At 53.4% G+C, this 24071-nt stretch carries 22 protein-coding genes and 1 tRNA gene; 5 read left to right on the top strand and 18 right to left on the bottom strand.

Going from position 1 to position 24071, the window contains the following annotated elements; all coding sequences use genetic code 11:
- Positions 1-58: 58 nt before the first annotated feature.
- Entirely contained in the window at positions 59-1237 is a 1179-nt protein-coding gene (locus J7I43_RS24965) for an AIR synthase related protein (RefSeq protein WP_209148375.1), read from the bottom strand.
- A 99-nt stretch (positions 1238-1336) separates the two neighbouring features.
- On the opposite strand from J7I43_RS24965, the gene J7I43_RS23200 reads away from it, so the two are divergent.
- Positions 1337-2269 (top strand): bifunctional riboflavin kinase/FAD synthetase, encoded by a 933-nt coding sequence (locus J7I43_RS23200; RefSeq protein WP_209148373.1) that lies wholly within the window; start codon positions 1337-1339, stop codon positions 2267-2269.
- Here J7I43_RS23200 and holA read toward each other — a convergent pair.
- Both holA and J7I43_RS23190 read right to left on the bottom strand, forming a co-directional pair.
- The gene (gene holA, locus J7I43_RS23195; RefSeq protein WP_209148371.1) at positions 2258-3256 is read right to left on the bottom strand and encodes a DNA polymerase III subunit delta; all 999 of its coding nucleotides are present in this window, start codon (positions 3254-3256) and stop codon (positions 2258-2260) included. The two genes, J7I43_RS23200 and holA, sit on opposite strands and share 12 nt — an antisense overlap.
- A gap of 13 nt (positions 3257-3269) precedes the next feature.
- The gene (locus J7I43_RS23190; RefSeq protein WP_209148370.1) at positions 3270-3992 is read right to left on the bottom strand and encodes a 3'-5' exonuclease; all 723 of its coding nucleotides are present in this window, start codon (positions 3990-3992) and stop codon (positions 3270-3272) included.
- 100 nt (positions 3993-4092) lie between these two features.
- On the opposite strand from J7I43_RS23190, the gene J7I43_RS23185 reads away from it, so the two are divergent.
- Both J7I43_RS23185 and J7I43_RS23180 read left to right on the top strand, forming a co-directional pair.
- Positions 4093-5058 (top strand): hypothetical protein, encoded by a 966-nt coding sequence (locus J7I43_RS23185; RefSeq protein WP_209148368.1) that lies wholly within the window; start codon positions 4093-4095, stop codon positions 5056-5058.
- A gap of 235 nt (positions 5059-5293) precedes the next feature.
- Positions 5294-5719, top strand: a complete 426-nt coding sequence (locus J7I43_RS23180) for a response regulator (protein ID WP_209148366.1) — start codon at positions 5294-5296, stop codon at positions 5717-5719.
- A gap of 94 nt (positions 5720-5813) precedes the next feature.
- Here the strand turns inward: J7I43_RS23180 and J7I43_RS23175 are convergent, their stop codons facing one another.
- The gene (locus tag J7I43_RS23175; protein WP_209148364.1) at positions 5814-7454 is read right to left on the bottom strand and encodes an ABC-F family ATP-binding cassette domain-containing protein; all 1641 of its coding nucleotides are present in this window, start codon (positions 7452-7454) and stop codon (positions 5814-5816) included.
- Between the two features lie 136 nt (positions 7455-7590).
- On the opposite strand from J7I43_RS23175, the gene J7I43_RS23170 reads away from it, so the two are divergent.
- Positions 7591-8142, top strand: a complete 552-nt coding sequence (locus tag J7I43_RS23170) for an HdeD family acid-resistance protein (RefSeq protein WP_209148362.1) — start codon at positions 7591-7593, stop codon at positions 8140-8142.
- Between the two features lie 118 nt (positions 8143-8260).
- Here J7I43_RS23170 and J7I43_RS23165 read toward each other — a convergent pair whose 3' ends face one another.
- The 8 genes from J7I43_RS23165 to J7I43_RS23130 form a co-directional block, all read right to left on the bottom strand.
- Positions 8261-10390: a S9 family peptidase gene (locus J7I43_RS23165; protein WP_209148360.1), complete on the bottom strand. Its 2130-nt coding sequence runs from the start codon at positions 10388-10390 to the stop codon at positions 8261-8263.
- An 81-nt stretch (positions 10391-10471) separates the two neighbouring features.
- Positions 10472-11854 (bottom strand): Gfo/Idh/MocA family protein, encoded by a 1383-nt coding sequence (locus tag J7I43_RS23160; RefSeq protein ID WP_209148359.1) that lies wholly within the window; start codon positions 11852-11854, stop codon positions 10472-10474.
- A 209-nt stretch (positions 11855-12063) separates the two neighbouring features.
- Entirely contained in the window at positions 12064-12813 is a 750-nt protein-coding gene (locus tag J7I43_RS23155) for a succinate dehydrogenase/fumarate reductase iron-sulfur subunit (RefSeq protein WP_209148358.1), read from the bottom strand.
- Between the two features lie 29 nt (positions 12814-12842).
- On the bottom strand, positions 12843-14816 hold the full coding sequence (locus J7I43_RS23150; protein WP_209148357.1) for a fumarate reductase/succinate dehydrogenase flavoprotein subunit: 1974 nt from the start codon (positions 14814-14816) through the stop codon (positions 12843-12845).
- Between the two features lie 11 nt (positions 14817-14827).
- A complete protein-coding gene (locus tag J7I43_RS23145; RefSeq protein WP_209148356.1) occupies positions 14828-15517 on the bottom strand; it encodes a succinate dehydrogenase cytochrome b subunit in 690 nt (229 codons plus the stop codon).
- Positions 15518-15621: 104 nt separating this feature from the next.
- Positions 15622-16185 (bottom strand): hypothetical protein, encoded by a 564-nt coding sequence (locus tag J7I43_RS23140; RefSeq protein WP_209148355.1) that lies wholly within the window; start codon positions 16183-16185, stop codon positions 15622-15624.
- Between the two features lie 20 nt (positions 16186-16205).
- Complete coding sequence (murQ, locus tag J7I43_RS23135; RefSeq protein WP_209148354.1) at positions 16206-17018, bottom strand: N-acetylmuramic acid 6-phosphate etherase; 813 nt, start codon at positions 17016-17018, stop codon at positions 16206-16208.
- Positions 17019-17030: 12 nt separating this feature from the next.
- Complete coding sequence (locus J7I43_RS23130; RefSeq protein WP_209148353.1) at positions 17031-17885, bottom strand: hypothetical protein; 855 nt, start codon at positions 17883-17885, stop codon at positions 17031-17033.
- 114 nt (positions 17886-17999) lie between these two features.
- Here J7I43_RS23130 and J7I43_RS23125 point away from each other — a divergent pair, with 114 nt between their 5' ends.
- Positions 18000-19607, top strand: coding sequence for a S41 family peptidase (locus J7I43_RS23125; protein ID WP_209148352.1), 1608 nt, complete (start codon positions 18000-18002; stop codon positions 19605-19607).
- A gap of 29 nt (positions 19608-19636) precedes the next feature.
- On the opposite strand, the gene J7I43_RS23120 is transcribed toward J7I43_RS23125, so the two are convergent.
- From J7I43_RS23120 to J7I43_RS23095, 6 genes are all read right to left on the bottom strand, one after another.
- Positions 19637-20080, bottom strand: a complete 444-nt coding sequence (locus J7I43_RS23120) for a hypothetical protein (protein WP_209148351.1) — start codon at positions 20078-20080, stop codon at positions 19637-19639.
- A 77-nt stretch (positions 20081-20157) separates the two neighbouring features.
- Complete coding sequence (locus J7I43_RS23115) at positions 20158-20700, bottom strand: hypothetical protein (RefSeq protein ID WP_209148350.1); 543 nt, start codon at positions 20698-20700, stop codon at positions 20158-20160.
- 196 nt (positions 20701-20896) lie between these two features.
- A complete protein-coding gene (locus tag J7I43_RS23110) occupies positions 20897-21118 on the bottom strand; it encodes a hypothetical protein (RefSeq protein ID WP_209148349.1) in 222 nt (73 codons plus the stop codon).
- Between the two features lie 80 nt (positions 21119-21198).
- Positions 21199-22515 carry a ribosome biogenesis GTPase Der gene (gene der, locus J7I43_RS23105; protein ID WP_209148348.1) on the bottom strand — a complete coding sequence of 439 codons (1317 nt, stop codon included), beginning with the start codon at positions 22513-22515 and terminating at the stop codon, positions 21199-21201.
- A gap of 24 nt (positions 22516-22539) precedes the next feature.
- Positions 22540-23412, bottom strand: coding sequence for a GTPase Era (era, locus tag J7I43_RS23100; protein ID WP_209148347.1), 873 nt, complete (start codon positions 23410-23412; stop codon positions 22540-22542).
- Between the two features lie 407 nt (positions 23413-23819).
- Positions 23820-23891, bottom strand: a tRNA-Met gene (locus J7I43_RS23095).
- Between the last annotated feature and the right edge of the window lie 180 nt (positions 23892-24071).

Genomic DNA, 24071 nt, shown 5'->3' with positions numbered 1-24071 from the left:
ACAAAAAAAGCCGGCTGAACGGTATATTCAGCCGGCCTTTTCAGTATATGAGCATTTTTTACGCGTATTCAAATTCGCCGTGAACGCTTTTTACGGTCACTTTCTTTTCAGGACTGTCTGTTACCCTGCCCACCACCTGCGCGTCGATGCTGTAGGTCTGGCTGATGCGGATAATGTCGTCCGCGATGTGCTCTGGCACGTACAATTCCATCCTGTGGCCCATGTTGAACACCTGGTACATTTCCCGCCAGCTGGTGCCGGATTGCTCCTGTATGAGGCTGAAAAGCGGCGGAACAGGCAACAGGTTGTCTTTGATCACATGCAGCTTGTCGATAAAATGCAGCACCTTGGTTTGCGCGCCGCCGCTGCAATGCACCATGCCATGCACTTCCGCCCGGAAATGCTCCAGCACCTGGCTGATCACCGGCGCGTAAGTGCGCGTTGGGCTCAGCACCAGCTTGCCTGCGGTCACCGGCGCAAAACCGGGAATGTCTATCATATCGGTGAGGGCTTTTTTGCCGCTGAACACCAGTTCTTTAGGGATACCCGGATCATAACTTTCCGGGAATTTCTCCGCCACCGTTTTATTGAACACGTCGTGCCGCGCGGAAGTAAGCCCGTTGCTGCCCATGCCGCCGTTGTACTCCCTTTCGTAGCTGGCCTGGCCGTAAGACGACAGCCCCACGATCACGTCGCCGGCTTTGATGCGGTCGTTGGAAATCACATCGGCGCGTTTCATGCGGCAGGTTACCGTGGAATCTACGATGATGGTGCGCACGAGGTCGCCCACATCCGCCGTTTCTCCGCCGGTGCTGTAAATGCCCATACCGTAGCTGCGCAGCTCTTCGAGTATTTCTTCGGTGCCGTTGATGATGGCGGCGATCACTTCGCCGGGCACCAGGTTTTTATTGCGGCCGATGGTGGAAGAAAGCAGGATATTATCCGTAGCGCCCACGCAGAGAAGATCGTCGGTGTTCATGATGATCGCGTCCTGCGCGATGCCGCGCCAAACGCCGATGTCGCCGGTTTCTTTCCAGTAAGCGTAGGCCAGGCTCGATTTGGTGCCGGCCCCGTCCGCATGCATGATGTTGCACCATTCCGCGTCGCCGCCGAGAATATCGGGGATGATCTTGCAGAATGCGCGGGGGAACAGGCCCTTGTCGATATTGCGGATAGCGTTATGCACATCCTCTTTGCCGGCTGAAACGCCTCTTTTTGCGTAAAGGTTTTGGTCCACGATTGTCCTGAATTAGCTGTATTTAAAGTGCAAAAGTATTGTAATCCGTTCAAAACATTTAGATTTGCACGGCGTTTTTGAAAATATGATCGCACAGCCATGCAGGTTCACAGAGATTTACAACATTTGCCCGTTTTCAGGAATGCCGTGATCACCATCGGCACTTTCGACGGCGTGCATACCGGCCACCAGTACATTCTGCGCCAGCTGCAGGAAGCCGCGGCGGCCTGCAACGGGGAAACGGTCATTATCACGTTCGATCCGCACCCGCGCGAAGTGCTGGCCCCGCACGACAAATCCGTTCACCTGCTTACCACGCTCGACGAAAAGATCCACCTGCTGGAAAAATTCGGCATTCATCATCTCGTGGTAGTGCCTTTCACCAAAACGTTCTCCGAGCTTTCCGCCACCGCTTACCTGGAAGATTTCCTCATCAGCACTTTCCGCCCGCATACCATCATCATCGGGTACGACCACCGTTTCGGCCACAACCGCGAAGGCGGGCTGGAACTGCTCGAGGCGGAGCAGCAGCGTTACGGCTTCCGGCTGCTCGAGATCCCGCAGCAGGTGGTGCACGACCTTACCGTAAGCTCCACCAAGATCCGCAAAAGCCTGCAGGAAGGCGCCACCGCGCTGGCGGACGAACTGCTGGGCTACCCGTATTTCATCAACGGCACCGTGGTGCACGGCGATAAAATGGGCCGCAAGCTGGGCTTCCCCACGGCCAATATCCAACTGCACGACCGCCGCAAACTCATCCCCGCGCAGGGCGTGTATGCCGTAACGGTATCCGTAGGCGGCCAGTGGCATAAAGGCGCGCTCAACATCGGCACCCGCCCCACTTTCAATGGCAGCGAACTGCGCATAGAAGTGTTCATCCTCGATTTCGACACAGAAATTTACGGCGAGGCCATCCGGGTGGATTTCCTCGAGTACATCCGTTCTGATAAAAAATTCGATTCCGTGGAAGCGCTGGTGCAGCAGATGAAAGACGATGTGCACCAGGCCAGGACCATCACGTCAAGGCCGTAAGATCCGGTAAACCAGTTCCTTCAGCAACTCCCCGTCTTCGTTCCCGCTATCGCCGATGCCGATGCTGCGCAGGTTGTACCGGTGCAGCAAAAGAATGGCGCGCTCCGTGCCTTCCGGCCCGAACTTGCGCGCGGCGGCGGTGTAATCTTTCAGAAAAAAAGGATGCACGCCCAATGCGGCGGCCATTTCCTTCTCCCCTCCCTTGATGCCGAACAGCAGGTTCATTTTGGAGAAATAATTATATAAAGCCGGTATCAGCATCTGGATGGGCGCGGCTTTGGGGTTGGCGGTGAAATACCGCACGATGCGCATCACCTTCACCATGTCCATCTGCCCGATGGCGTTCTGCAATTCGAACACGTTGTATTCCTTGCTGATGCCCACATATTTTTCAATATCGCTTTCGTCGATCTTTTTCCCTTCGGGAAGGTTTACCAGCAGCTTGTCTATTTCATTGGCGATGCGGGAAAGATCGTTGCCGATATGGTCTGCCAGCAATATGCACGCCTTTTCGGAAATGGCGAGCCCCTGCGAGCGCACGTACGTTTCCGCCCAGGAAGGCAGCTGGTTGTCGTAGAGCTTTTTGGTGGAAAGCATTACGCCGCGGTCTTTGATCAGCTTCGCCATTTTGCTGCGCCCGTCTATCTTGCCCTGTTTATGCGCTACTACAAATACGGTGGAATCCAGCGGTTTGTCGATGTAAGGCTCCAGCTTCAGCAGGTCGCGCATGGATTGCGCTTCTTTGAGTATCACCACCTGGCGCTCGGCGAACATGGGGTAGCGGCGGCAGGCGTTGATCACGGTGGCCCAGTCGGTTTCCTTGCCGTACAGCACGGTGAGGTTGAACCCTTTATCGGCTTCGCTGAGCAGGTGATGCTCCGCGTAATTCACCACCTGGTCGATAAAAAAATCCTCTTCCCCCTCGAGCCAGTAGAGCGAGCGGAACTTGTTGTTTTTCCAATCCCTGATTATATCCTGGTAATCCATGTTTCCTTTCCTTTTAAACCACCGACACGCTTTCTTTCTCCATCAGCGGCAATCCTTTGAAACGCAGCAGCAGCTGGCCCACGGTCAGCACGTCTTTCTGGCAGTACTCCACGACCCTGGCGAGGTCCTGCTCTTCCCAGTACACGCGGCCAACCATGCTGCCGTCTATATCGTCTTTCGGCGTGGGTATGCCTAGCACGGCGGCCAGCAGCTTGAGCGAGGTGTAATTTTTAAAATCGCCGAAACGCCAGAGCTGCAGCGTGTCCAGCAGGGGCTGCTCCCAGGGTTTGTACTGGTGCACCTGCAGGGGGCCGGGCAGCGGAAGATTGTTAATGACGGCGCGGCGGCAAATATAGGGAATATCGAATTCCTTAATGTTATGCCCGGCAAACTGGAAGCGCGGATTTTTTGCGGAAAATTTTTCCACGAGGTCTGTAAACCCGGCGAGCAGCTCTTTTTCGTTGTGACCGGAAAAAGATTTTATACGTAGTTGATACTGACCATTTTCCGTAAAAAACAAGCCGGCGGAGATACAAACGATCTTTCCGAACTCGGCGTATAGACCCGCCCTTTCGTCAAACAGGCCGGCAGGGTTTTCAGAATCTGGCGCAGTTTTTGTAATTTTTTCTTCCCAGAGGCGCTGAAGCTCGTCTGGCAGGTGATGGAACGACGAATAAAGCGGCGTTGTTTCTATATCGAAGAGCAGTAATTGATCGAGAGCGACATTGTTGAGCACAGCCAAAGGATTTAAAACGTGTAATTTAAGTAAAAATTAACGTTTTGGGATTTTAGAAAAATTTTACCCATATAACAATCAATAAATAAAAAAGAACACTATGGCGGAAAACACCTTTAATACTGGTACGCCCAGTACTTCCGGACCTGAAAGACCAAAAAGCAACAAAAACGGTATTATTTACGGCGTTCTCATTGCCGCCCTGGTGGGAACATGGGGTTACATGTTTTACGACAAAAGCCAATCCAGCAAGGAAATCGCTACCAAAGAAAACCAGCTGGACACTCTGACCACCTCCAGGGACGAACTGCAATCTGAATATGATGCCGCCCAGGCGCGACTGGATGACCTGATCTCCCAGAACTCCCGCATGGACAGTCTCGTAAAAAGCAAGGATAAAGAAATAGCGGATATGAAAGGCCGTATCCAGAGCATCCTCAGCAACAAAAACGCGACCGCGGCCGAACTGGCCGAAGCGCGCAGGCTCATCGAGCAGCTGAAGAGCAATACCGAAAACTATGTGTCTACCATCGAAAGGCTGGAAGGCGAAAAGATCGTGATCACCGGCGAGCGCGACGTAGCCCGTAAAGAACGCGATTCCGTGACCACGGTGAAAGACAGCCTCGGCAAACGCGTAGACCTCGGTTCCGTGCTGCACGCTTCCAACATCAAGCTGTCTCCCATCAACGTCAGGCGCAACGGCAAGGAAGAAGTGACTTCCAAAGCAAAACGCGCAGACATGATGAGAGTTTCTTTCGACCTGGATAACCGCATCGCACAGTCTGGCGACAAAGAGATCTTCGTTGCCATCACCGCGCCCGACGGTTCGCCCCTGGCGGTTGAAGCCCTCGGCAGCGGCCGCTTCACACTGGAAGACGGTACGGAGAAACTCTACACGGTGAAAAAAGTGGTTTCTTACGAAGCTGGCGGCACCACCCCTGTGAGCATGGACTGGAAACAGAACTCCGACTTCAAACCCGGCGATTACTCCGTGGAGATCTACCAGGGCGGTTTCAAGATCGGCGCAGGCAAAGTGAACCTGAAAAAAGGCGGTCTTTTTAATTAAGGACAGACAATCCAACATTCATAGCAAAGGGCGTGGCGTCGAGCCGCGCCCTTTTTCATTTTTGCCATGTTTGTTAACCGATAGTTATTGGAATTAAAATATATATGAAAATAAAATAAAATTAACTTTCTTTGCGAGGAAATTACGAACAAGCTTACAGTAGACGCAAAAAATGAGAATCTGAACCGGAAACGAAGCCTTGCGGGCCGACGAATTTGGAAAAAAGCCAAATATTATGAAGCTATTCGATAATAAATACGACATGGAACATACGAATAAAGTAGTTTATGTGATCGACGACGATGAGATTTTCCACTTTATTGTAAAGAAAATGTTTGGTTTGCAGGGATGGGACGTGAGCGTGAACTCCTTCCTATCCGCTGAAGACGCCATTGAAGACCTGACCTCGTTCGCAGCCAGTAATCTCCCCTGCCTTATCATTCTCGACATGAACATGCAGCGGATGAACGGATGGGACTTTATAGAGGCTTTCCGCGGCTTCAAAAACAAGCTGCCGCAAGACGTGCCCATCATCATGTGCTCTTCTTCCATGAACATACAGGACATGGAAAAAGTGAGCAGAACGCCCGAGCTGATGGCTTACATCACCAAACCGCTCGACCGTTCGAAAATGAAAGAAATCGAAAAATACCTTTCGTAATATCTCTGGAAAAGAGAGCTGATTCCCAAAAAAGTAACCCGATAAAAAAGAGCGGACACATGGTCCGCTCTTTCATTTTATTATTCTTCATTTTCTAAGCTGAAACTGTTTCCCCGTACATTTCCGCGCGGATGTTCTTCACGCGCTCGTCTTCCAGGTACTCGTCGAATGTGCTCAGGCGGTCGATAATGCCGTTCGGCGTGATCTCGATAATGCGGTTCGCCACGGACTGCATGAAGGTATGGTCATGCGTGGTGAACAGCACGATGCCTTTGAAGTCTTTCATGCTTTCGTTGAAGCTCTGGATAGATTCCAGGTCCAGGTGGTTGGTAGGCTCGTCGAGGATCACCACGTTCGGGTCCTGCAGCATCATGCGGCTGACCATGCAACGTACTTTTTCACCGCCGCTCAATACGGAGGTTTTTTTCATGATCTCGTCTCCGCTGAACAGCATCCTGCCGAGGAAACCGCGGAGGAAAGGCTCGTCTACGTCGGTCACATGCGCCGGCACGTACTGGCGCAGCCAGTCCATGAGGTTGTAGTTGCCGGTGAAGAACTGGGCGTTATCGTCCGGCAGGTACGCCTTGGTAACGGTGGTGCCCCATTCCAGCTTGCCGCCGTCCTGCTGCTGATCGCCGTTGATGATATCGAAAAAGGTGCTGAGGGCCAGGTGGTCTTTGGACAGGAACGCGATCTTGTCTCCCTTGTTTACGGAGAAGGTCACGTCGCTGAAGAGTTTGCGGCCGTCTATCGATTTTTCCAGTTTCTCCACGTTCAGGATCTGGTTGCCTACTTCGCGGAGCTGTTTGAAGATGATGCCGGGGTATTTGCGGCTGGAAGGCTCGATGTCTTCTATTACCAGTTTTTCCAAAGCCTTTTTACGGGAAGTAGCCTGTTTGGATTTGGAGGCGTTGGCGGAGAATCGGGCGATAAAGTCCATGAGGTCTTTCCGCTTGTCTTCCATTTTTTTGTTCTTATCGCTGATCTGGCGAGCGATCAATTGGCTGGATTCGTACCAGAAAGTATAGTTACCGGTAAATACTTTGATCTTGGCGCGGTCTACGTCCGCCACGTGGGTGCACACGGCGTCGAGGAAGTGACGGTCGTGGCTCACTACGATCACGATGTTCTCATAATCGGCCAGGAAGTTTTCGAGCCACCCGATGGTTTCCACGTCCAGGTGGTTCGTGGGTTCGTCCAGCAGCAGGATGTCGGGGTTGCCGAACAGGGCCTGTGCCAGCAGCACCCTTACTTTGAGCGCGCCGCTCAGGTCTTTCATCAGCGTCTGGTGCAGGTCTTCTTTCACGCCCAGGTCGCCCAGCAGCGTACCTGCGTCGCTTTCGGCGGTATAACCGCCCATCTCGCCGTATTCCGCTTCCAGTTCGCCCGCGCGCATGCCGTCTTCTTCAGTGAAGTCTTCTTTCGCATAAATGGAATCCCTTTCATGCGCGATCTCCCAGAGCTTTTTGTTGCCCATGAGCACCGTGTTCAGCACGGTTACCTCGTCGAACTCGTAGTGGTTCTGTTTGAGCACGGACATACGTTCGCCCGGGGTGATCTCCACCGTGCCCTTGTTCGGCTCTATTTCGCCGGAAAGGATCTTCAGGAAAGTGGACTTACCCGCCCCGTTGGCGCCGATAACGCCGTAGCAGTTGCCTTTTGTAAAGTTGATGTTTACTTCATCGAACAACACCCGTTTGCCGAAAGAAAGCGTGACATTTTTAACACTGATCATACCTGGCTGTGAATTTGAAGCCGCAAAGTTACGAAATCCCGGGCATAACTCCATGGTCCGGTTTCCGGCTTTTCGCACGCATTATTGAACATTTCCGGGATATGTAGCGTTATCAATTACAACCAAATTTACACGGATGATCCATGAGCTTGCAAAATACTGGTGGCTGATCGTGCTGCGGGGCGTACTGGCGGTGCTTTTCGCCGTTGTCGCCTTCCTCTGGCCGGCCATTACGCTGGCCATCCTGGTGATTTTCCTGGGCGCTTACCTGCTGGTAGACGGCCTTTTCGCCCTGATCCACGGCTTCAGGGTCATGAAAACGGACAGCAGCTGGTGGGGATTTGTATTGCTGGGGCTGGCGGGCATTGCCGCGGGGCTCGTCTGCCTGTTCATGCCGGGCATTACCGCCCTTTTCCTGGTTACCCTGGTGGCCCTTTGGTCGCTCGTAACGGGCATTCTGGAGATAGTGATCGCCATCCGGCTGCGCAAAGAGCTGACCGGCGAATGGATGCTGATCGTCGCCGGCATTTTCTCCGTTATTTTCGGGATATTGCTGTTTATGCAGCCGCTTGCCGGGGTGGTGGTTATTTCCTGGTGGCTCGGGGTATATGCGTTATTTTTGGGAATTTTCCTGCTTTCCGTAGGTTTCAGGCTCAAAAAGGTATCTAACCCGGTCAAACATCATTAAACCTCTTGAACGGCCCACCGTCTAACGGCCCGGAAGTTCAGCGAATTTCTGAATTATGCTTATGAAAAAGAAGGGCTGCCCGTTTGAGGCAGCCCTTACTGTTTGCAATATTTTCGGCTTATTTGGTGATCCCTTCGAGGTAGAAGATGAAAGCGTATTGCAGCGCTACGTCTTTCAGCGCTTTAAAACGGCCGCTGGCACCGCCATGACCGGCTTCCATGTTCGTTTCCATCAACAGTATCTCATCCCCTTTTTTCATTTCGCGCAGCTTTGCCACCCATTTCGCCGGCTCGAAATACTGCACCTGCGAATCGTGCAGGCCGGTGGTTACGAGCATGTTCGGGTATTCTTTGGCTTCCACGTTGTCGTACGGGGAATAGGATTTCATGTAATCGTACGAATCCTTGTTTTTCGGGTTGCCCCATTCGTCGAACTCGCCGGTGGTGAGCGGAATGCTTTCGTCGAGCATGGTGGTTACCACATCTACGAAAGGCACGGCCGCGATCACGCCTTTGAACAGGTCGGGCCGCATATTCACCACCGCGCCCATCAGCAGGCCGCCGGCGCTGCCGCCCTGCGCGTACAGGTGTTCTTTCGAAGTGTATTGGTTCGCGATCAGGAACTCCGCGCAATCGATGAAGTCGGTGAAGGTGTTTTTCTTTTTGAACATCTTGCCGTCTTCATACCAGCTTCTGCCCATCTCCTGCCCGCCGCGGATGTGCGCGATGGCGTAGCAAAAACCACGGTCCAGCAGGCTCACGCGGTTGGAGCTGAAATTCGGGTCCATGCTGGCGCCGTAAGAGCCGTAGCCGTACAGCAGCAGCGGCGCTTTGCCGTTTTTCTCGAAACCTTTTTTGTATACCAGCGAAACGGGTACCTGCGTTCCGTCTTTCGCTTTGGCGAAAACGCGCTCGGTCACGTAGTTTTTCGGATCGTAGCCGCCGATCACTTCCTGTTGTTTTTTCAGCTCTTTTGTTTTCGCCTCCATGTCGTAATCGTACGTGGAGTTGGGCGTGGTGAGCGAAGTGTATGAATAACGCAGGATCTTGGTGTCCATTTCAGGATTGGCGGCGCTGCGGGCCACGTAAGCCTGCTCGCCGAAATCGAGGTAATGTTCCTGTTTGGTGGCGTCGTTAATGATGCGCAGCTGGGTAAGGCCGCCTTTTCTTTCAGACACCACGAGGTAATCCTTGAACAGGTCGATGCCTTCGAGCAGCACGTCTGCCCGGTGCGGGATCAGCTCCGTCCAGTGGCTTTTGCCGGTTTTGCCTTCCGGGGCGGTCATCAGGCGGAAGTTTTTCGCGTCGTAGTTGGTAACGATGTACCATTTGTCGCCGCGATGATCGATGTCGTACAACATGTCTTTTTCACGCGGATGGAATATTTTGAACGTGCCGTTCGGGTCGTCCGCTTTCAGGTAACGGTATTCGGAAGACAATGTACTGCCGCTGCCGATCACGATATAATCTTTGGATTTGGTGCGGCCGAGGCCTACGTTGTATGTTTCATCTTCTTCAAAGAAGATCAGCTTGTCCTGCTCCGCGGGCGTTCCCAGGGTATGCCGGTAGATCTTTTCCGAACGGAGGGTGGAATCGTTTTTCCGCGTGTAGAAAAAAGTCTTGTTGTCTTTCGCCCACACCGCGCCGCCGGTCGTGTTTTTGATCACGTCGGGGTATACTTCGCCTGTTTCCAGGTTTTTAACGTACAGCGTGTATTTGCGCCGGCTGACGGTATCCACACCATAGGCCAGCAACTTGTTGTCGTAGCTCACGGCCGTGCCCGCCACCTGGAAATATTCGTGGCCCTGCGCCAGGTCGTTCACGTTCAGGTATACTTCTTCCGGCGCCGATTCGGAGCCTTTTTTGCGGCAATAGACCGGGTATTCCTTTCCTTCCTCGTACCGCGTGTAATACACGTAACCGTTGGTGAGCACGGGCACGCTTTCATCTTTTTCCTTGATCCTTCCTTTCAGCTCGGTGAAGAGGTTTTCGCGCAGTTGTTTCACGGGGCTGAGCATCGTGTCCGTATACCGGTTCTCCGCTTCGAGGTAGGCGATCACCTTTGGATTTTCCCTCTCGTTCAGCCAATAATAATTATCGATCCTTACATCGCCGTGCATCGGCAATTCCTTTTTGATCTTTTCTGCCACCGGTGGTATCGCGTTCATTTTATCTGTCTTTTGATCTGTTTTATTGTTGCAGGCCGTTAGCGCCGCTAAAGCCAGCAGGGGGAGGATGTTGGATTTCATGAATACAGGTTTAGGATTACTAAATATAAGGAATATAGGGTTAAAAAAAACGGGGCCATAAGCGGCCCCGTCCGTATCGATTTAGCGCATGATCATTTTTTCCGCGTCCCAGTCTATCAGCTTTTTCCTGAAATAACTTTCATTCGCCGCCAGGGCGGGGCCTGCGGCACGAAGGCCGAAGCTGGCGTCTTCCACCACGGGTTTGCCGCTGCGGATGGATTCGAAGAAGTTCGCAAAGTGGTCCAGGCGATCGTCGTAACCGGCCGGGGCTTTGTAGGCCGATTCCACGGCTTTCACCTGGGCGCGGTCTGCCTCCGAATATTTCGCGTTGTATGCTTTGATGTAGGCTTCCTGTTCCGCTTTGGTGAAGGTGTTAAACGTGTCCCAACCGCCGTATCCCGGGGCTTTGGGCAGTTTGTGCTGTTTGATCGTGAAATCGTTCCAGCCGAGTTCCATCACGCCTTCGGTGCCTATCAGGCGGGTAAATTCCGATCCGCCGCCGCCGTCTGCGAAGTTTACGCGCAGCTGCATCTGGAACGAAGGGTGCTCGTTTGTTTCGGGATAGTCGAAAATGGCCACCATTACATCGGGCACGTCGCGGCCGTCTTTCCACTGCACGAGGTTGCCGGTGCTGTAAATTCGGCTGGGGCCTTTGGAGCCGATCATGAAATGCAGGCCGGTGATGAGGTGCACGAACAGGTCGCCGGGCACGCCGGTGCCGTAAGCCTGGTAGTTTCTCCAGCGGAAGAAACGCACGGGGTCGAAGGGCATTTTGGCCGTGTCTTTCAGAAAGGTGTCCCAATCCACCGTTTTCGGCGAAGCGTCGGTGGGAATGGAATATTGCCATGCGCCGAGCGCGCTGTGACGGTCTATTTTCGCTTCCACGAGGTTCAGCCGGCCGATGTCGCCCGCGAGGTAACGCCTCCTGGCTTCGGCGAGGGCTACGCTGCTCACGCGCTGGCTGCCCACCTGGAATACTTTTTTCGTTTTCGCCTGCGTGGCGATCACGTTATGGCCTTCTTCCACCTGCTGCACCATCGGTTTTTCGCAATACACGTGTTTGCCTTTTTCCATGGAGGCGATGGAAATGGTGTCGTGCCAATGGTCCGGCGTGGCGATCACCACGGCGTCGATATCTTTTCTTTCGAGCAGTTCGCGGTAGTCGCGGGTGGTGAATATTTGATTGCCGTAAACGGATCTGGCTTTTTCGAGATGACCATCGTAAAGGTCGGCCACGGCTACGAGCTCAACGCCGGGTACTTTCAGGGCGGTGTTCACGTCCCCGAAACCCATAATGCCCATGCCGATGCCGGCGATGCGGATCTTATCGTTCGGGCTAACGCGTTTTTCGGGCTGGAGAATGATGGCCGGGTCTGCTGCCAGGCCGCTGAGAGATCCTGCTCCCAGCAATGCTGCGGTGCTGCCAAGTTGTTTGATGAACTTGCGACGGGAATTTGTAGACATATGCCCAAGATAAGAAAGCGGGCGGGAAAATACAATGGTGTTTGTACGAGCGGGAAATAAGTGCCTTCAAAGGCTTGCTGCGGTTGTTTTAGCAGCGGGTTTGCTGTATGAAAGGCAAATTGCAGGATGAACACTTACCAGGCGTTTATAACAGCAAAAGCCGGCCAAACGGCCGGCTTTTGCTTTACTTATTGTCCTTATAGTACAGATTATGCTTTGGAAGAGAACCCGGCGCCGATGAACTCGCGGTTGAGGCGGGCGATGTTGGAGATGGAGATGCCTTTGGGGCATTCTGCTTCGCAGGCGCCGGTGTTGGTGCAGCTGCCGAAACCTTCTTTGTCCATCTGCGCCACCATGTCTTCCGCGCGTTGCTGGTGCTCGGGGCGGCCCTGGGGCAGCAGTGCGAGCTGGGAAACTTTTGCGGAAGTGAAGAGCATGGCCGAAGAGTTTTTGCAGGCTGCCACGCAGGCCCCGCAACCGATGCAGGCTGCCGCCGCGAATGCCGCGTCCGCATCTACCTTATCGATGGGAATAGCGTTTGCGTCTACAGCATTACCCGTGTTCACCGAAATAAAACCGCCGGCCTGGATGATGCGGTCGAAGGCGCTGCGGTCTACCGCAAGGTCTTTGATCACCGGGAAAGCCTTGGCCCTCCAGGGTTCCACCACGATGGTATCTCCGTCGTTGTAAGCGCGCATGTGCAGCTGGCAGGTAGTAGTTTCGTGCCAGGGGCCGTGAGCGCGGCCGTTTATATACATGGAGCAAGCGCCGCAGATGCCTTCGCGGCAATCGTGGTCGAATGCGATCGGGTCTTTGCCTTCGTTGATCAAACGCTCATTCAGTACGTCGAACACCTCGAGGAAAGACATGTCGGTAGAGACATCGGAAACCTGGTAGGTCTCGAAACCTCCTTTGTCCTGCGAGTTTTGTTGGCGCCAAACTTTTAATGTGAGCTTCATAATTTTAGATTTATATGTCCCTTATCAACTTATTTGTAGCTACGCTGCGTAGGATGAACGATGTCGAACGTAAGCGGTTCCTTGTGTAATTCGGAGCTGCTGGGGCCTTTGTATTCCCATGCAGAAACGTACTGGAACTCTTCGTCGATACGTTGCGCTTCGCCGTCCTTATCCTGCGATTCTTCACGGAAGTGGCCGCCGCAGGATTCTCTCCTGTTCAGCGCGTCTTTGCACATCAGTTCGCCCAGCTCGAGGAAGTCTGCCACGCGGCCGGCTTTTTCCAGCTCGGGGTTGAACTCGTTCTGTTTACCGGGGATGCGCACGTCTTTCCAGAACTCTTCCCGCAACGCCTGAATTTCGGTGATCGCTTCCTGGAGGCCCTTTTCATTCCGGGCCATGCCGCATTTGTCCCACATGATCTTGCCGAGGGCTTTGTGGAAATGGTCTACGGAATGTTTGCCTTTGATGTTCATCAGTTTGTCCAGCTGGTCCTGCACGGCCTTTTCAGCCGCCACAAAAGCGGGATCGTCTGTAGGAATGGGCTTGGTATGGATCTCGTCTGCCAGGTAATTGCCGATGGTGTAAGGAATCACGAAGTAGCCGTCTGCCAGGCCCTGCATGAGCGCGGAAGCGCCGAGGCGGTTGGCGCCGTGGTCGGAGAAGTTGGCTTCGCCGAGGGCGTACAGGCCGGGCACGGTGGTCATCAGCTCGTAGTCCACCCACAGGCCGCCCATGGTGTAGTGCACCGCGGGGTAAATGCGCATCGGGGTTTCATACGGGTTTTCGCCGGTGATCTTGGCGTACATATCGAACAGGTTGCCGTATTTTTCTTTCACCACCTCTTTACCCATGGCGATGATCTCTTCCTGGCTGGCGTGGTCCTGCCCTTTTTTGCTGGCCTCGATCTTGCCGTAACGCACGATCGCGTCTGCATAATCGAGGTATACGGCCATTTTGGAAGCGCCTACGCCATAGCCGGCGTCGCATCTTTCTTTGGCCGCGCGGGAAGCCACGTCGCGGGGAACGAGGTTACCAAAGGCGGGGTACCTTCTTTCGAGGTAATAATCCCTTTCTTCTTCGGGTATATCGATAGCCTTGCGGGTATCGTTCTGTTTTTTGGGCACCCAGATGCGGCCGTCGTTGCGGAGCGATTCAGACATGAGCGTGAGTTTGCTCTGGTGGTCGCCGGAAACGGGGATGCAGGTGGGGTGGATCTGCGTGAAGCAGGGGTTGCCAAAGAAAGCGCCTTGTTTGTGGGCTTTCCAGGCTGCCGTTACGTTGGAGCCCATGGCGTTGGTAGACAGGAAAAACACGTTGCCGTAACCGCCGCTGCAAATGAGCACGGCATGGCCGAAGTGGCGTTCCAGTTTGCCGCTCACTAGGTCGCGGGCGATAATGCCGCGCGCTTTGCCGTCCACTTTTACGATGTCGAGCATTTCGTGGCGGCTGTACATTTTCACGTTGCCGAGAGACACCTGGCGCTGCAATGCGGAATAGGCGCCCAGCAGCAGCTGCTGGCCGGTTTGGCCGGCGGCGTAGAAAGTACGCTGTACCTGGGTGCCGCCGAAAGAACGGTTGCTCAGCAGGCCGCCGTATTCACGTGCGAAAGGAACGCCCTGTGCCACGCACTGGTCGATGATGGCACCGCTCACTTCGGCCAAACGGTAAACGTTGCCTTCGCGTGCGCGGTAATCGCCGCCTTTAACGGTATCGTAGAAAAGACGGAATACGGAATCGCCGTCGTTCTGGTAGTTCTTTGCAGCGTTGATGCCGCCCTGTGCGGCAATGGAGTGAGCGCGGCGGGCGCTGTCCTGAAAGCAGAACGCTTTCACTTTATAACCCAGTTCGGCGAGGGAGGCCGCGGCTGAAGCGCCGGCCAGACCGGTGCCGATCACGATCACTTCCAGCTTCCGTTTGTTGGCCGGGTTCACCAGCTTCACGGTGCTTTTATATTTGCTCCACTTTGTTTCGAGGGGGCCGGCAGGAATTTTTGCGTTCAACATATATCCTTGCTTTAACTGATTTGTTTAAAGAAAATAACAACCGGGATCACGGCAAAACCAAGCGGGATGATGATCCCGAAGAATCCTACGCCGATAAAGCTGATCAGCCCGTTGTACTTGGGATGGTTCAGGCCGAAGGTCTGGCAGGCGCTTTTGAAGCCGTGGATCAGGTGGAACGCGAGCGCCACCATGCCGAGCACGTAAAGGATCACGATCCACGGCTCTTTGAATGCGAACCACACTACTTCGTACAGGTTGCCTACTTCGGTAACGGCGCCGTAGCTTACTTTGCCGATCTCGCCGTAATGCATTACCCACCAGAACTGTGCGAGGTGAACAACGAGGAAAATGAAGAGAACGCTGCCCATGATGGCCATCTGCCGGCTGAACCAGGAGGATGTTTTGTTGCCGGGACGTACCGCGTATTTAACAGGACGGGCCGTTCTGTTGCGGAAAGTAAGCTGGATAGCGATTACTGCGTGGATGAGGATCACAATTTTTAACCCCCAGGCGATGAACTGGATCAGGCCGTTATGCCCCATGAATGCGGCATAGGTGTTAAAAGCCTCTCCCCCGTCTTCTTTCAGTAATGCAAGGTTACCGGCCAGGTGCACAATCACGAATGAGCACAGGAACAGACCGGTAGCGCCTACCAGCAATTTTTTACCAATAGAGGTATTAAAGAATTGCGACCATTTCATAAGATACGTTCTAAGCTTCCTTTAGTATGATTAAATAAGTGAAATGTCGGGCAAATTTATAACATGAAAAATTAAAACCAAATGATATTTATCACGAAACGGCCCTATTCCAGGCGGCGCATCACCCAGTTATCTACGAGATTAAACAAGTGCTGAGGGAGAAAGGTTCGCCATTTCGGCTCGTCGAAAAGGTGTACGTAGTGCTCCAGCCGGGCGCGCTCGAATTCCTGCCGGGTCTGTTCGGGCAGGTTCAGCAGCACGATCCAGCCGCCTTCGTCGCGGATGTCTTCCCACCATTCTTCATAATAACAATCGTCTGAAGAATAGAAGTTCAGCACATTTTCCCCGACGAGAACGTACTTGTAAATGCCCTGCGCGATAAGATGATCGACAATGTCGCGCTTGACGGTCATGATGTTGTTTTCCACCGCGTCGTTCCACTCTCCGATCAGCTCGATGATCGCGTAGTTGAACTGGTAATCCGCGAAAAGGATCTTCATGTACAGGTTGGGTGCGCCAAAGTCATCCCACTGGGGATGAATGTAGTAGTTATAAACGGTGTTGGTATATTCAAACTCGCTATATTCACGCCCATAGAACGGCGACAGCTCATCTTCTTCAGCTGTGTACAGGTGCCGCCAGTTATAGAAGGGTTCTATCTCATGCATGACGGCAATTTAATAATTTTTTACTTTCTGCTTTCCACCGCTTTCTTCACGCTGCCAAACTCCAGCAGCAGTTCTTTGGCGGCTTCGTAATCGTTCAGCTGCAGCTGTTCCATGACCATTTTCACGCCCCTGTCCACCAGTTTTTCATTGCTCAGCTGCATGTTCACCATCTTGTTGTCTTCCACCCTTCCCAGCTGTATCATAACGGTGGTGGAGATCATGTTGAGTACGAGTTTTTGCGCGGTGCCGCTTTTCATGCGCGTGCTGCCCGTTACGAACTCGGGGCCTACCACTACTTCCACGGGGAAGTCCGCATGTTCGGAAACCGGCGCGCCGGGGTTGCAGGCGATGCTGCCGGTGGTGATGCCGTTGGCCCGGCAGGCCTGTAATGCGCCTATTACATATGGCGTGGTGCCGCTCGCGGCGATGCCCACCACTACGTCTTTATCGCTGATGTTCCATTGCTGGAGGTCGCGCCAGCCCTGCTCGCGGTCGTCTTCCGCGTTTTCAACGGCGCGGCGGATGGCGGAATCGCCGCCGGCGATGAGCCCTACCACCAGCCCCTGCGGCACGCCGTAAGTGGGCGGGCATTCCGATGCGTCGAGTATGCCCAAACGGCCGCTGGTGCCCGCTCCCATGTAAAAAAGCCGGCCGCCCGCCAGCATTTTGTCCGCAATCGCGGCCGTCAGTTTTGTGATCTGCGGGATCACTTTTTCTACGGCATCGGGAACGGTCTTGTCTTCTTTATTAATATTATTAAGCACTTCCTGCACCGTCATTTTTTCGAGGTGATGGTAGTGGCTTGCCTGTTCGGTTACTTTGATAAATGCCATATCGGGGAAAAATTATGCTTCTTCGTGAAAAAGGGTGAGGCCGTCCATCGGGTTGCGGAGTACCCGGCCCAGCTGCAGCTCGTAAAGCTGGCACAGCTCTTCCAGGATGTCTCTGAAATGCCAGGCCACGCTGCCCGCAAAGTGAAGCGGCACCGTCCAGCTTTCGCTGTATTTGTAGAGGTGGTTAAAGAAAAAATCGTTGATGCCGTCTTCCAGGATGTTCTCTATCATATAATGACCGCGGTTCTCGGCCAGGAAGGGGGCAAAAGACGCGAGGTACCGGTTGGGGAGCGGCTGGCGGTATACGTTGTCGAGTATCTGGTCGCGGTTGACGTTGAACTTCTGGTCGAAGCGGAAACGCATCTCGTCGTCGAAGGTCTGGTAGAGGTAATATTGCAGCACTTTCCTGCCGAGGAAGGCGCCGCTGCCTTCGTCGCCCAGTATAAAACCGAGGCCGGGATTGTTTTTTACGATCGTATTACCGTCGTAATAACAGGAATTGGAACCGGTGCCCAGGATACTGGCGATGCCCGGCTCGCGGCCGCAAAGGGCGCGGGCGGCGCCCATCAGGTCCGTCTGCACGTCGGCCCTGGCCTTCGGCCATACGGCGTGAAGGGCTTTACGCACCAGTTTTACGCTGTCTTCGGCCGCGCAGCCGGTGCCGTAATAAAATATCTCGTCCGGCAGCCTGTCCGCCGCCATCTGCGGCAGCAATTCCGCCCTGATGAGCTCTTCCATCTGCACGCTGGTCTGGAAATAGGGGCTGATGCCCTGTGTGAAGTAAGTGCTGCGCTGCTTACCGTCCATCAGGCACCATTCCGCTTTTGTAGACCCGCTATCCGCCACCAGCGTAACTTTCGAAGCCATATCCGTTCGTTTATGAAATTAAGGTTGAGATGTAGATGTTTTGCTTGTGAATATGTTATTTTTGTTCACAAGTTAAGCAAAAGGGTTATTCCCGTCAACGTTTTAAATATTCATATGTCGGATAACAGGAAGTTAAAAGTGTTTCTGCCGTTGTTATTTGCCTTCGTACTCGCATTGGGCATGTACCTGGGCCATAAGATGCCCCAAACCCGCAACAGCGATTCGCGCACTTTTTTCAGGAACAACAAAGGCACCATCCAGGAAGTGATGGACCTGCTGAAGTATAATTATGTGGACACGCTCGACGTAGCCGCCGCACAGGAAGAAGCCATCGAAGGCCTTCTTTCCCGCCTCGACCCGCACTCCATTTATATTCCCCCGGCAGACGTGCAGGAGGTGAATGAAGACCTGGACGGCAATTTCGAAGGCATCGGCGTGGAATTCAACATCATCCGCGATACCGTCAACATCCTCAACGTGATCGCCGGCGGCCCGTCTGACGCGGCTGGGCTGCTTACCGGCGACAAGATCCTGCGGGTGAACGATTCCGTGGTGGTCACCGGCAAGGAGATTTCTTCAGACAAGATCCGCAAGCTGCTGCGCGGCCCCCGCAACTCCACCGTAAAAACCACGGTATTGCGCGGCAGCAAGGAAGTGACGGCCACCATCAAACGCGGCGTGATACCCCTGAACAGCGTGGACGCCAGCTACATGGCGGCGCCCGGCGTGGGATATATCAAGATCAATAAATTCGCCGCCACCACTTACACCGAATTTATGGAAGCCACCCGCAAGCTGCAAAAGCTGGGCATGCAAAAACTCATCATCGACCTGCGGCAGAACGGCGGCGGCCTGCTGGATGCGGCTACCCGCCTGGCAGACGAGCTGCTGGAAGGCAATAAACTCATCGTATACACGCAGGGGAAAAATTCCCCCCGCCAGGATTATACCTGCACCCGCCCCGGCGTATTCGAAAAAGGCGGGCTGGCCATTTTGGTAGACGAAGGCTCCGCTTCCGCCAGCGAAGTGCTGGCCGGCTCCGTGCAAGACTGGGACCGCGGCGAGATCATCGGTCGCCGCAGCTTCGGCAAAGGGCTCGTGCAGGAACCGTTCGACCTCAACAACGGCGGCACGCTCAGGCTTACCATCGCCCGGTATTACCTGCCCAGCGGGCGCAGTATCCAGAAAAGTTATCAGAACGGCCGCGAAGCGTACGAAGAAGATATCACCAACCGCTACAACCACGGCGAATTCCTCAACCAGGACAGCATCCGCCCGGTAGACAGCTCCGTGAAATACAAAACGCCCGGCGGAAAGATCGTGTACGGCGGCGGCGGCATCATGCCCGACGTGTTCATTCCCTTCGACACCACCCGTTATTCGCCGCTGCTCACGGAACTGTATACACGCAACGTTTTCGGCAGCTTCATTTATGAATATTATACTGCTAACGCGACTTCGTTCAAAGAATATAAAAACGCGGAGGATTTTAATAAACGGTTCACCGTAGACAATTCACTGCTCTCATCGTTCCGCAACTTCGCGGCCAAAGAACAGGTAAAAACGGAGAAGATGAGCCAGAACGACATCAACGAAATAACGCTACGGCTGAAAGCCTTGCTGGCAAGACAATTGTGGAGAAGCGAAGGATATTATATGGTGATCAACCACGGCGATAAGGTGATAGACCGTGCCGTGTCGGAACTGGAGAAAATAAAGTAAGTACGCTATAAAATTGAGAGAGCCTCCCGCTATTGCGGGAGGTTTTTTATTTCAGGATCGTCTTCCAGCGGGAAAAACCAGGCGGCAGACAGTGCGGTAGTGAGATATACGATCACGATGAACGCTCTTCCCCATCCAAACCCTTCATCGAAAATATTCGCCGGATCTATCAGCGGCAGCAGCAGGAAAGTGGCTACCACACTCAATCCTACGCTTTTCACCATCGCAATCCTGCGGGCTTTCAGCGTGTTTTTCCGGAAAGCGCGGCGGGCCATCCAGGCGAAAAGCAGCAGCCCGGGCAGGCCATACAGCACAGAAACCAGCAACGCCAGCACATATACGAAAATGAAATTCCAGGAAGCGTACACGGAGTGTTCGTTCAGTTGGAAAATGCCGAGAATGATCAAAGGGGGCAGGCTTAAACTGGTAAGCCATACCAGAATGACGTAAAGGGTCAATTTGGAGGAGAACATAGGTATACGGTTAAGGGTGTATTCGGTACCCCAAATATACATATTCTCATATTCCTCAATATGACATCAACGGGGGATCAGCGCCGGCGGATGCGGGCGCGGTCGTCTTCATAGTCGCGGCGCAGGTCGCGCAATTCCTGTTCTAACTCCCTGCGGGCCACGCGTTTATCTTTTTCGGTGGAGTAATTCCTGTCTTCGAACTCCTTCGTTCGCTGTATGCGGCTTTTTTCGTAGTCGGTTTTGAGGTCGGAAAGCGCTTCATCTACCTGGATGTCTGCCTGTACGTCGTCCAGTTTTTTCATGAGCGTATTCATTTTCTTTTCCATCGGGCCGAGGGTAGCCGGGTCTTTGATCACGGTTTTCACGGTTTCCATCATGTCGAGGATCACGGTGGTGAGCCCGGTGCGGTTTTCTTCCGAAATAGTGGTGCCTTCAAAAGAGATCTGGGCGGGGTCGAATCGGGAAAATGCCTGCAGGATGCTGTCGCGCGCGGGTGCGGAAAGTTTTGCGAGGCCCTGGAGGTCGGTGCCGGGAAAGCGGAAAACGTATTCGCCGGTATCCTGGGGGAAGCCTGTGTACGCTGCAACAATGAGCAGCAAGGTAATGAGGAACTTTTTCATGTCAGACGGTCCGGTTTCAGTTATGCAGTGGCCCGTAAAACAATTGCTGTGCCAAAGGCGGGGCCGGGAACATAAACGCGGTGTTTTGGGGCAAAATTGCCTGGGGTTTGGGGCAATAAAATTGTTAAAAGAGAAATGCAGTAAAAAGAATCCCCCCGGCATGCCGGAGGGACCATATCGTTATCGCAAACGCTGATTAGTGTTTGTGAGCGCTGTCAGCAGCGGGAGTTGCAGCAGAATCAGCAGCAACGGCAGCAGCAGCAGAATCCAGGGATACTGCGGCAGTGTCTACAGCAGGAGCGGATTCCAGTGCAGCGGAATCAGCGGTAGCGGTAGAATCGGCGTTGGTGGTAGAAGAGCCGCTGTTGCAAGCAACGAACAGGCCGGTAGCGATAGCTAATACGAATAATTTTTTCATGTTGATTTTGTTTTTAAATCGGCGCAAAGGTATTCAAAATTCCCGTTATACAAAATAAATTTTTATTTAATAACAGAATTTTACTTCTTGCGGAAATAGATCCTTACCGGAACGCCCTGGAAATTAAAGTTTTCGCGGAGTTTGTTTTCCAGGTAATTCCTGTAGGGCGTTTTGATATCGTCCGGCAGGTTGGCGAAGAACGCAAAAGCCGGCGTATGCGTAGGCAGCTGCGTTACATATTTGATCTTGATGGCCGTGCCTCTCACCACCGGCGGGCGATACGCATCGATCGCCTTGAGCATCACCTCGTTCAGCTTAGAGGTTTGTATTTTGCGCTGGCGGTTATCGTACACTTCCAATGCGGTTTCTATCGCTTTGAAGATCCTTTGTTTCTCGATCACGGAGCCGAAAATGATGGGCACGTCTGTAAACGGCGCCAGGCGTTGTTTCAGCACTTTTTCGTAGTCGCGGGCGGTATTGGTTTCCTTATCCACCAGGTCCCATTTATTCACCAGTATCACCACGCCTTTGCCTTTACGGGCGGCCAGGCTGAAAATACTGAGGTCCTGCCCGGCGATGCCTTTTTCGGCGTCGAGCAGCAGCAGGCATATGTCCGCTTCGTCCAGCGCTTTGATGGCGCGGATCACGGAATAGAACTCGAGGTCTTCGTGCACTTTCGCTTTCCGGCGGATGCCCGCGGTGTCTATCAATATAAAGTCTTTCTGGAACAGCTTGTAACGGGTATGGATAGTGTCGCGGGTGGTGCCGGCGATGTCGGACACGATATTACGTTCCTCCCCGATCAGCGCGTTGAGCAGGCTCGATTTGCCCACATTCGGCTGGCCGATGATGGCGATCTTCGGGATATTTTCCTCTTCGCCGGGGTTAGCCTGGTCGTCTTCGGGAATCAGCGCGGTCAGATCGTCGAGCAGTTCGCCGGTGCCGCTGCCGCTCATGGAAGACAGGAAATATATGTTCTCGAAGCCCATGCTGTAAAACTCGGCGGCTTCCAGCTGGCGTTCGTGGTTATCTACCTTGTTCACGGCGAGGTATACGGGTTTGGAGGAACGGCGCAGCAGGTCGGCCACGTCGGCGTCCAGGTCGGTGATGCCGGTGGTCACGTCTACCATGAAGATGAGCGCATTGGCTTCTTCCATAGCTATTTTCACCTGTTTGCGGATCTCGCGTTCAAACACGTCTTCGCTGCGGGAAACGAACCCGCCGGTATCGATCACGTTGAAGGTTTTGCCGTTCCAGTCGGCTAAGCCGTATTGCCGGTCGCGGGTTACACCGCTTACGTCGTCCACAATGGCCTTCCGCTGCTCCAGCAAGCGGTTGAACAGCGTAGATTTCCCTACGTTAGGGCGTCCCACAATTGCTACTGTAAAACCAGGCATATCGATCTTGTTTTTTAAAATGTCTTAAATAAGTCCGTACTCCCGCAGGTACGTATCGTTGTCGCGCCATTTGTCGCGCACTTTCACGTGCAGTTCCAGGAACACTTTGCGGTCAAGGAACTTTTCTATGTCTGTTCTTGCCAATGAGCCGATTTCGCGGATGCTTTTCCCTTTTTCACCGAGAATGATGCCTTTCTGCGTTTCGCGGGTCACGATGATTTCAGCGGAGATCTTGGTGAGGGTGTTTTTTTCCTGGAACTGGGTAACCAGTACGGCTGTATGATAAGGTATTTCTTCGTCGAACAGGTGGAAGATCTTTTCACGGATCATTTCGGCCACGAAGAATCGTGTAGAACGGTCTGTGAGCGTGTCTTCCGGGTAAAACGGCTCGCTTTCGGGCAGCAGCTGGAGGATGGCGTTCATCAGGTCTTTGAGCCCTTTTTTCTGGAGGGCGGAGATGAACACCACGGCTTTGGCTTTGCCCCATGCTTCGAGGCGTTCGCGGAGGGCATCCAGCGCGGGTTTCTCGAGCGTGTCCATTTTGTTGACCACGAGGATACATTGTGCTTTGAGCTTCAGCGAATCGAAGAGCGCGAGCGCTTCCCCGGTATCGTCTTTGGCGTCCATGAGCAGCAGGGCTACGTCTGCGTCTTCGAGGGCCGATTTTACGGCGGCCATCATTTTCTCATGCATTTTGTACTTCGGATCGATGATGCCGGGGGTGTCTGAAAACACGACCTGGTAACCGGGCTCGGTTACGATGCCGGTGATGCGGTGGCGGGTAGTTTGTACTTTGGGGGATACGATAGCCAGCTTCTCGCCCAGCAGGGCGTTGAGCAAGGTGCTTTTACCGGCGTTCGGCTTACCAAAGATGTTTACAAATCCTGCACGGTGCATATGAGATCAGTTTAGGCCCGGTGGGGCGTTGGGTGCAAAGGTACTACAAATTAGAGACCGGTTTGGGTGGATCGGCAAGCCTTTGGCATGCTTCGGCGAGAATGTTTCAACCGCCGCCCCGTTCCCGTAATCATGGCCATTTGCGCGGGGCTGTCATCTGCAACTGCCCGATCCGGCAAATTCCGCGCCTGCGCGAAGCGGGTGACGGCTTCGCCAATCATCTTCCGCAGACAGGTTTTAACTCCCCTATCATTACCTCTCGCAGCTTCGGCAAATTTTGCCGTCTCAGCGGAGCGGCGGCTATCTGTTTCAGGTAACCACCTACCTCGCATTCACACAATCCCTATTTCGTCCTTTCCTTAAATAAAAAAATCCCGCTCCTTGAGCGGGACCTTTTGTTTCTTTTGTAGCGAGGAGAGGATTCGAACCTCTGACCTTCGGGTTATGAGCCCGACGAGCTACCTCTGCTCTACCTCGCAATGTGGGTGCAAAGGTAAGCGAATTTTCTACGCCACCAAATATTTTTCGCTCTTCAGCAAAAAATTTTTTTGATGACACATTGAAAATCAGGCACCACGGCGGGTTACAGCTGAATAAAATTTTAAGTGCAAAAAAACCCGCAGATCAATATTGTCGTTCCCCAGCTTACGCCTGTTTTA

The sequence above is a fragment of the Chitinophaga chungangae genome, assembly GCF_017742215.1.
GTDB lineage: Bacteria > Bacteroidota > Bacteroidia > Chitinophagales > Chitinophagaceae > Chitinophaga > Chitinophaga chungangae.
Note: the sequence above shows the minus strand (reverse complement) of the source record. Positions and strands in the feature narration are given on the sequence as shown.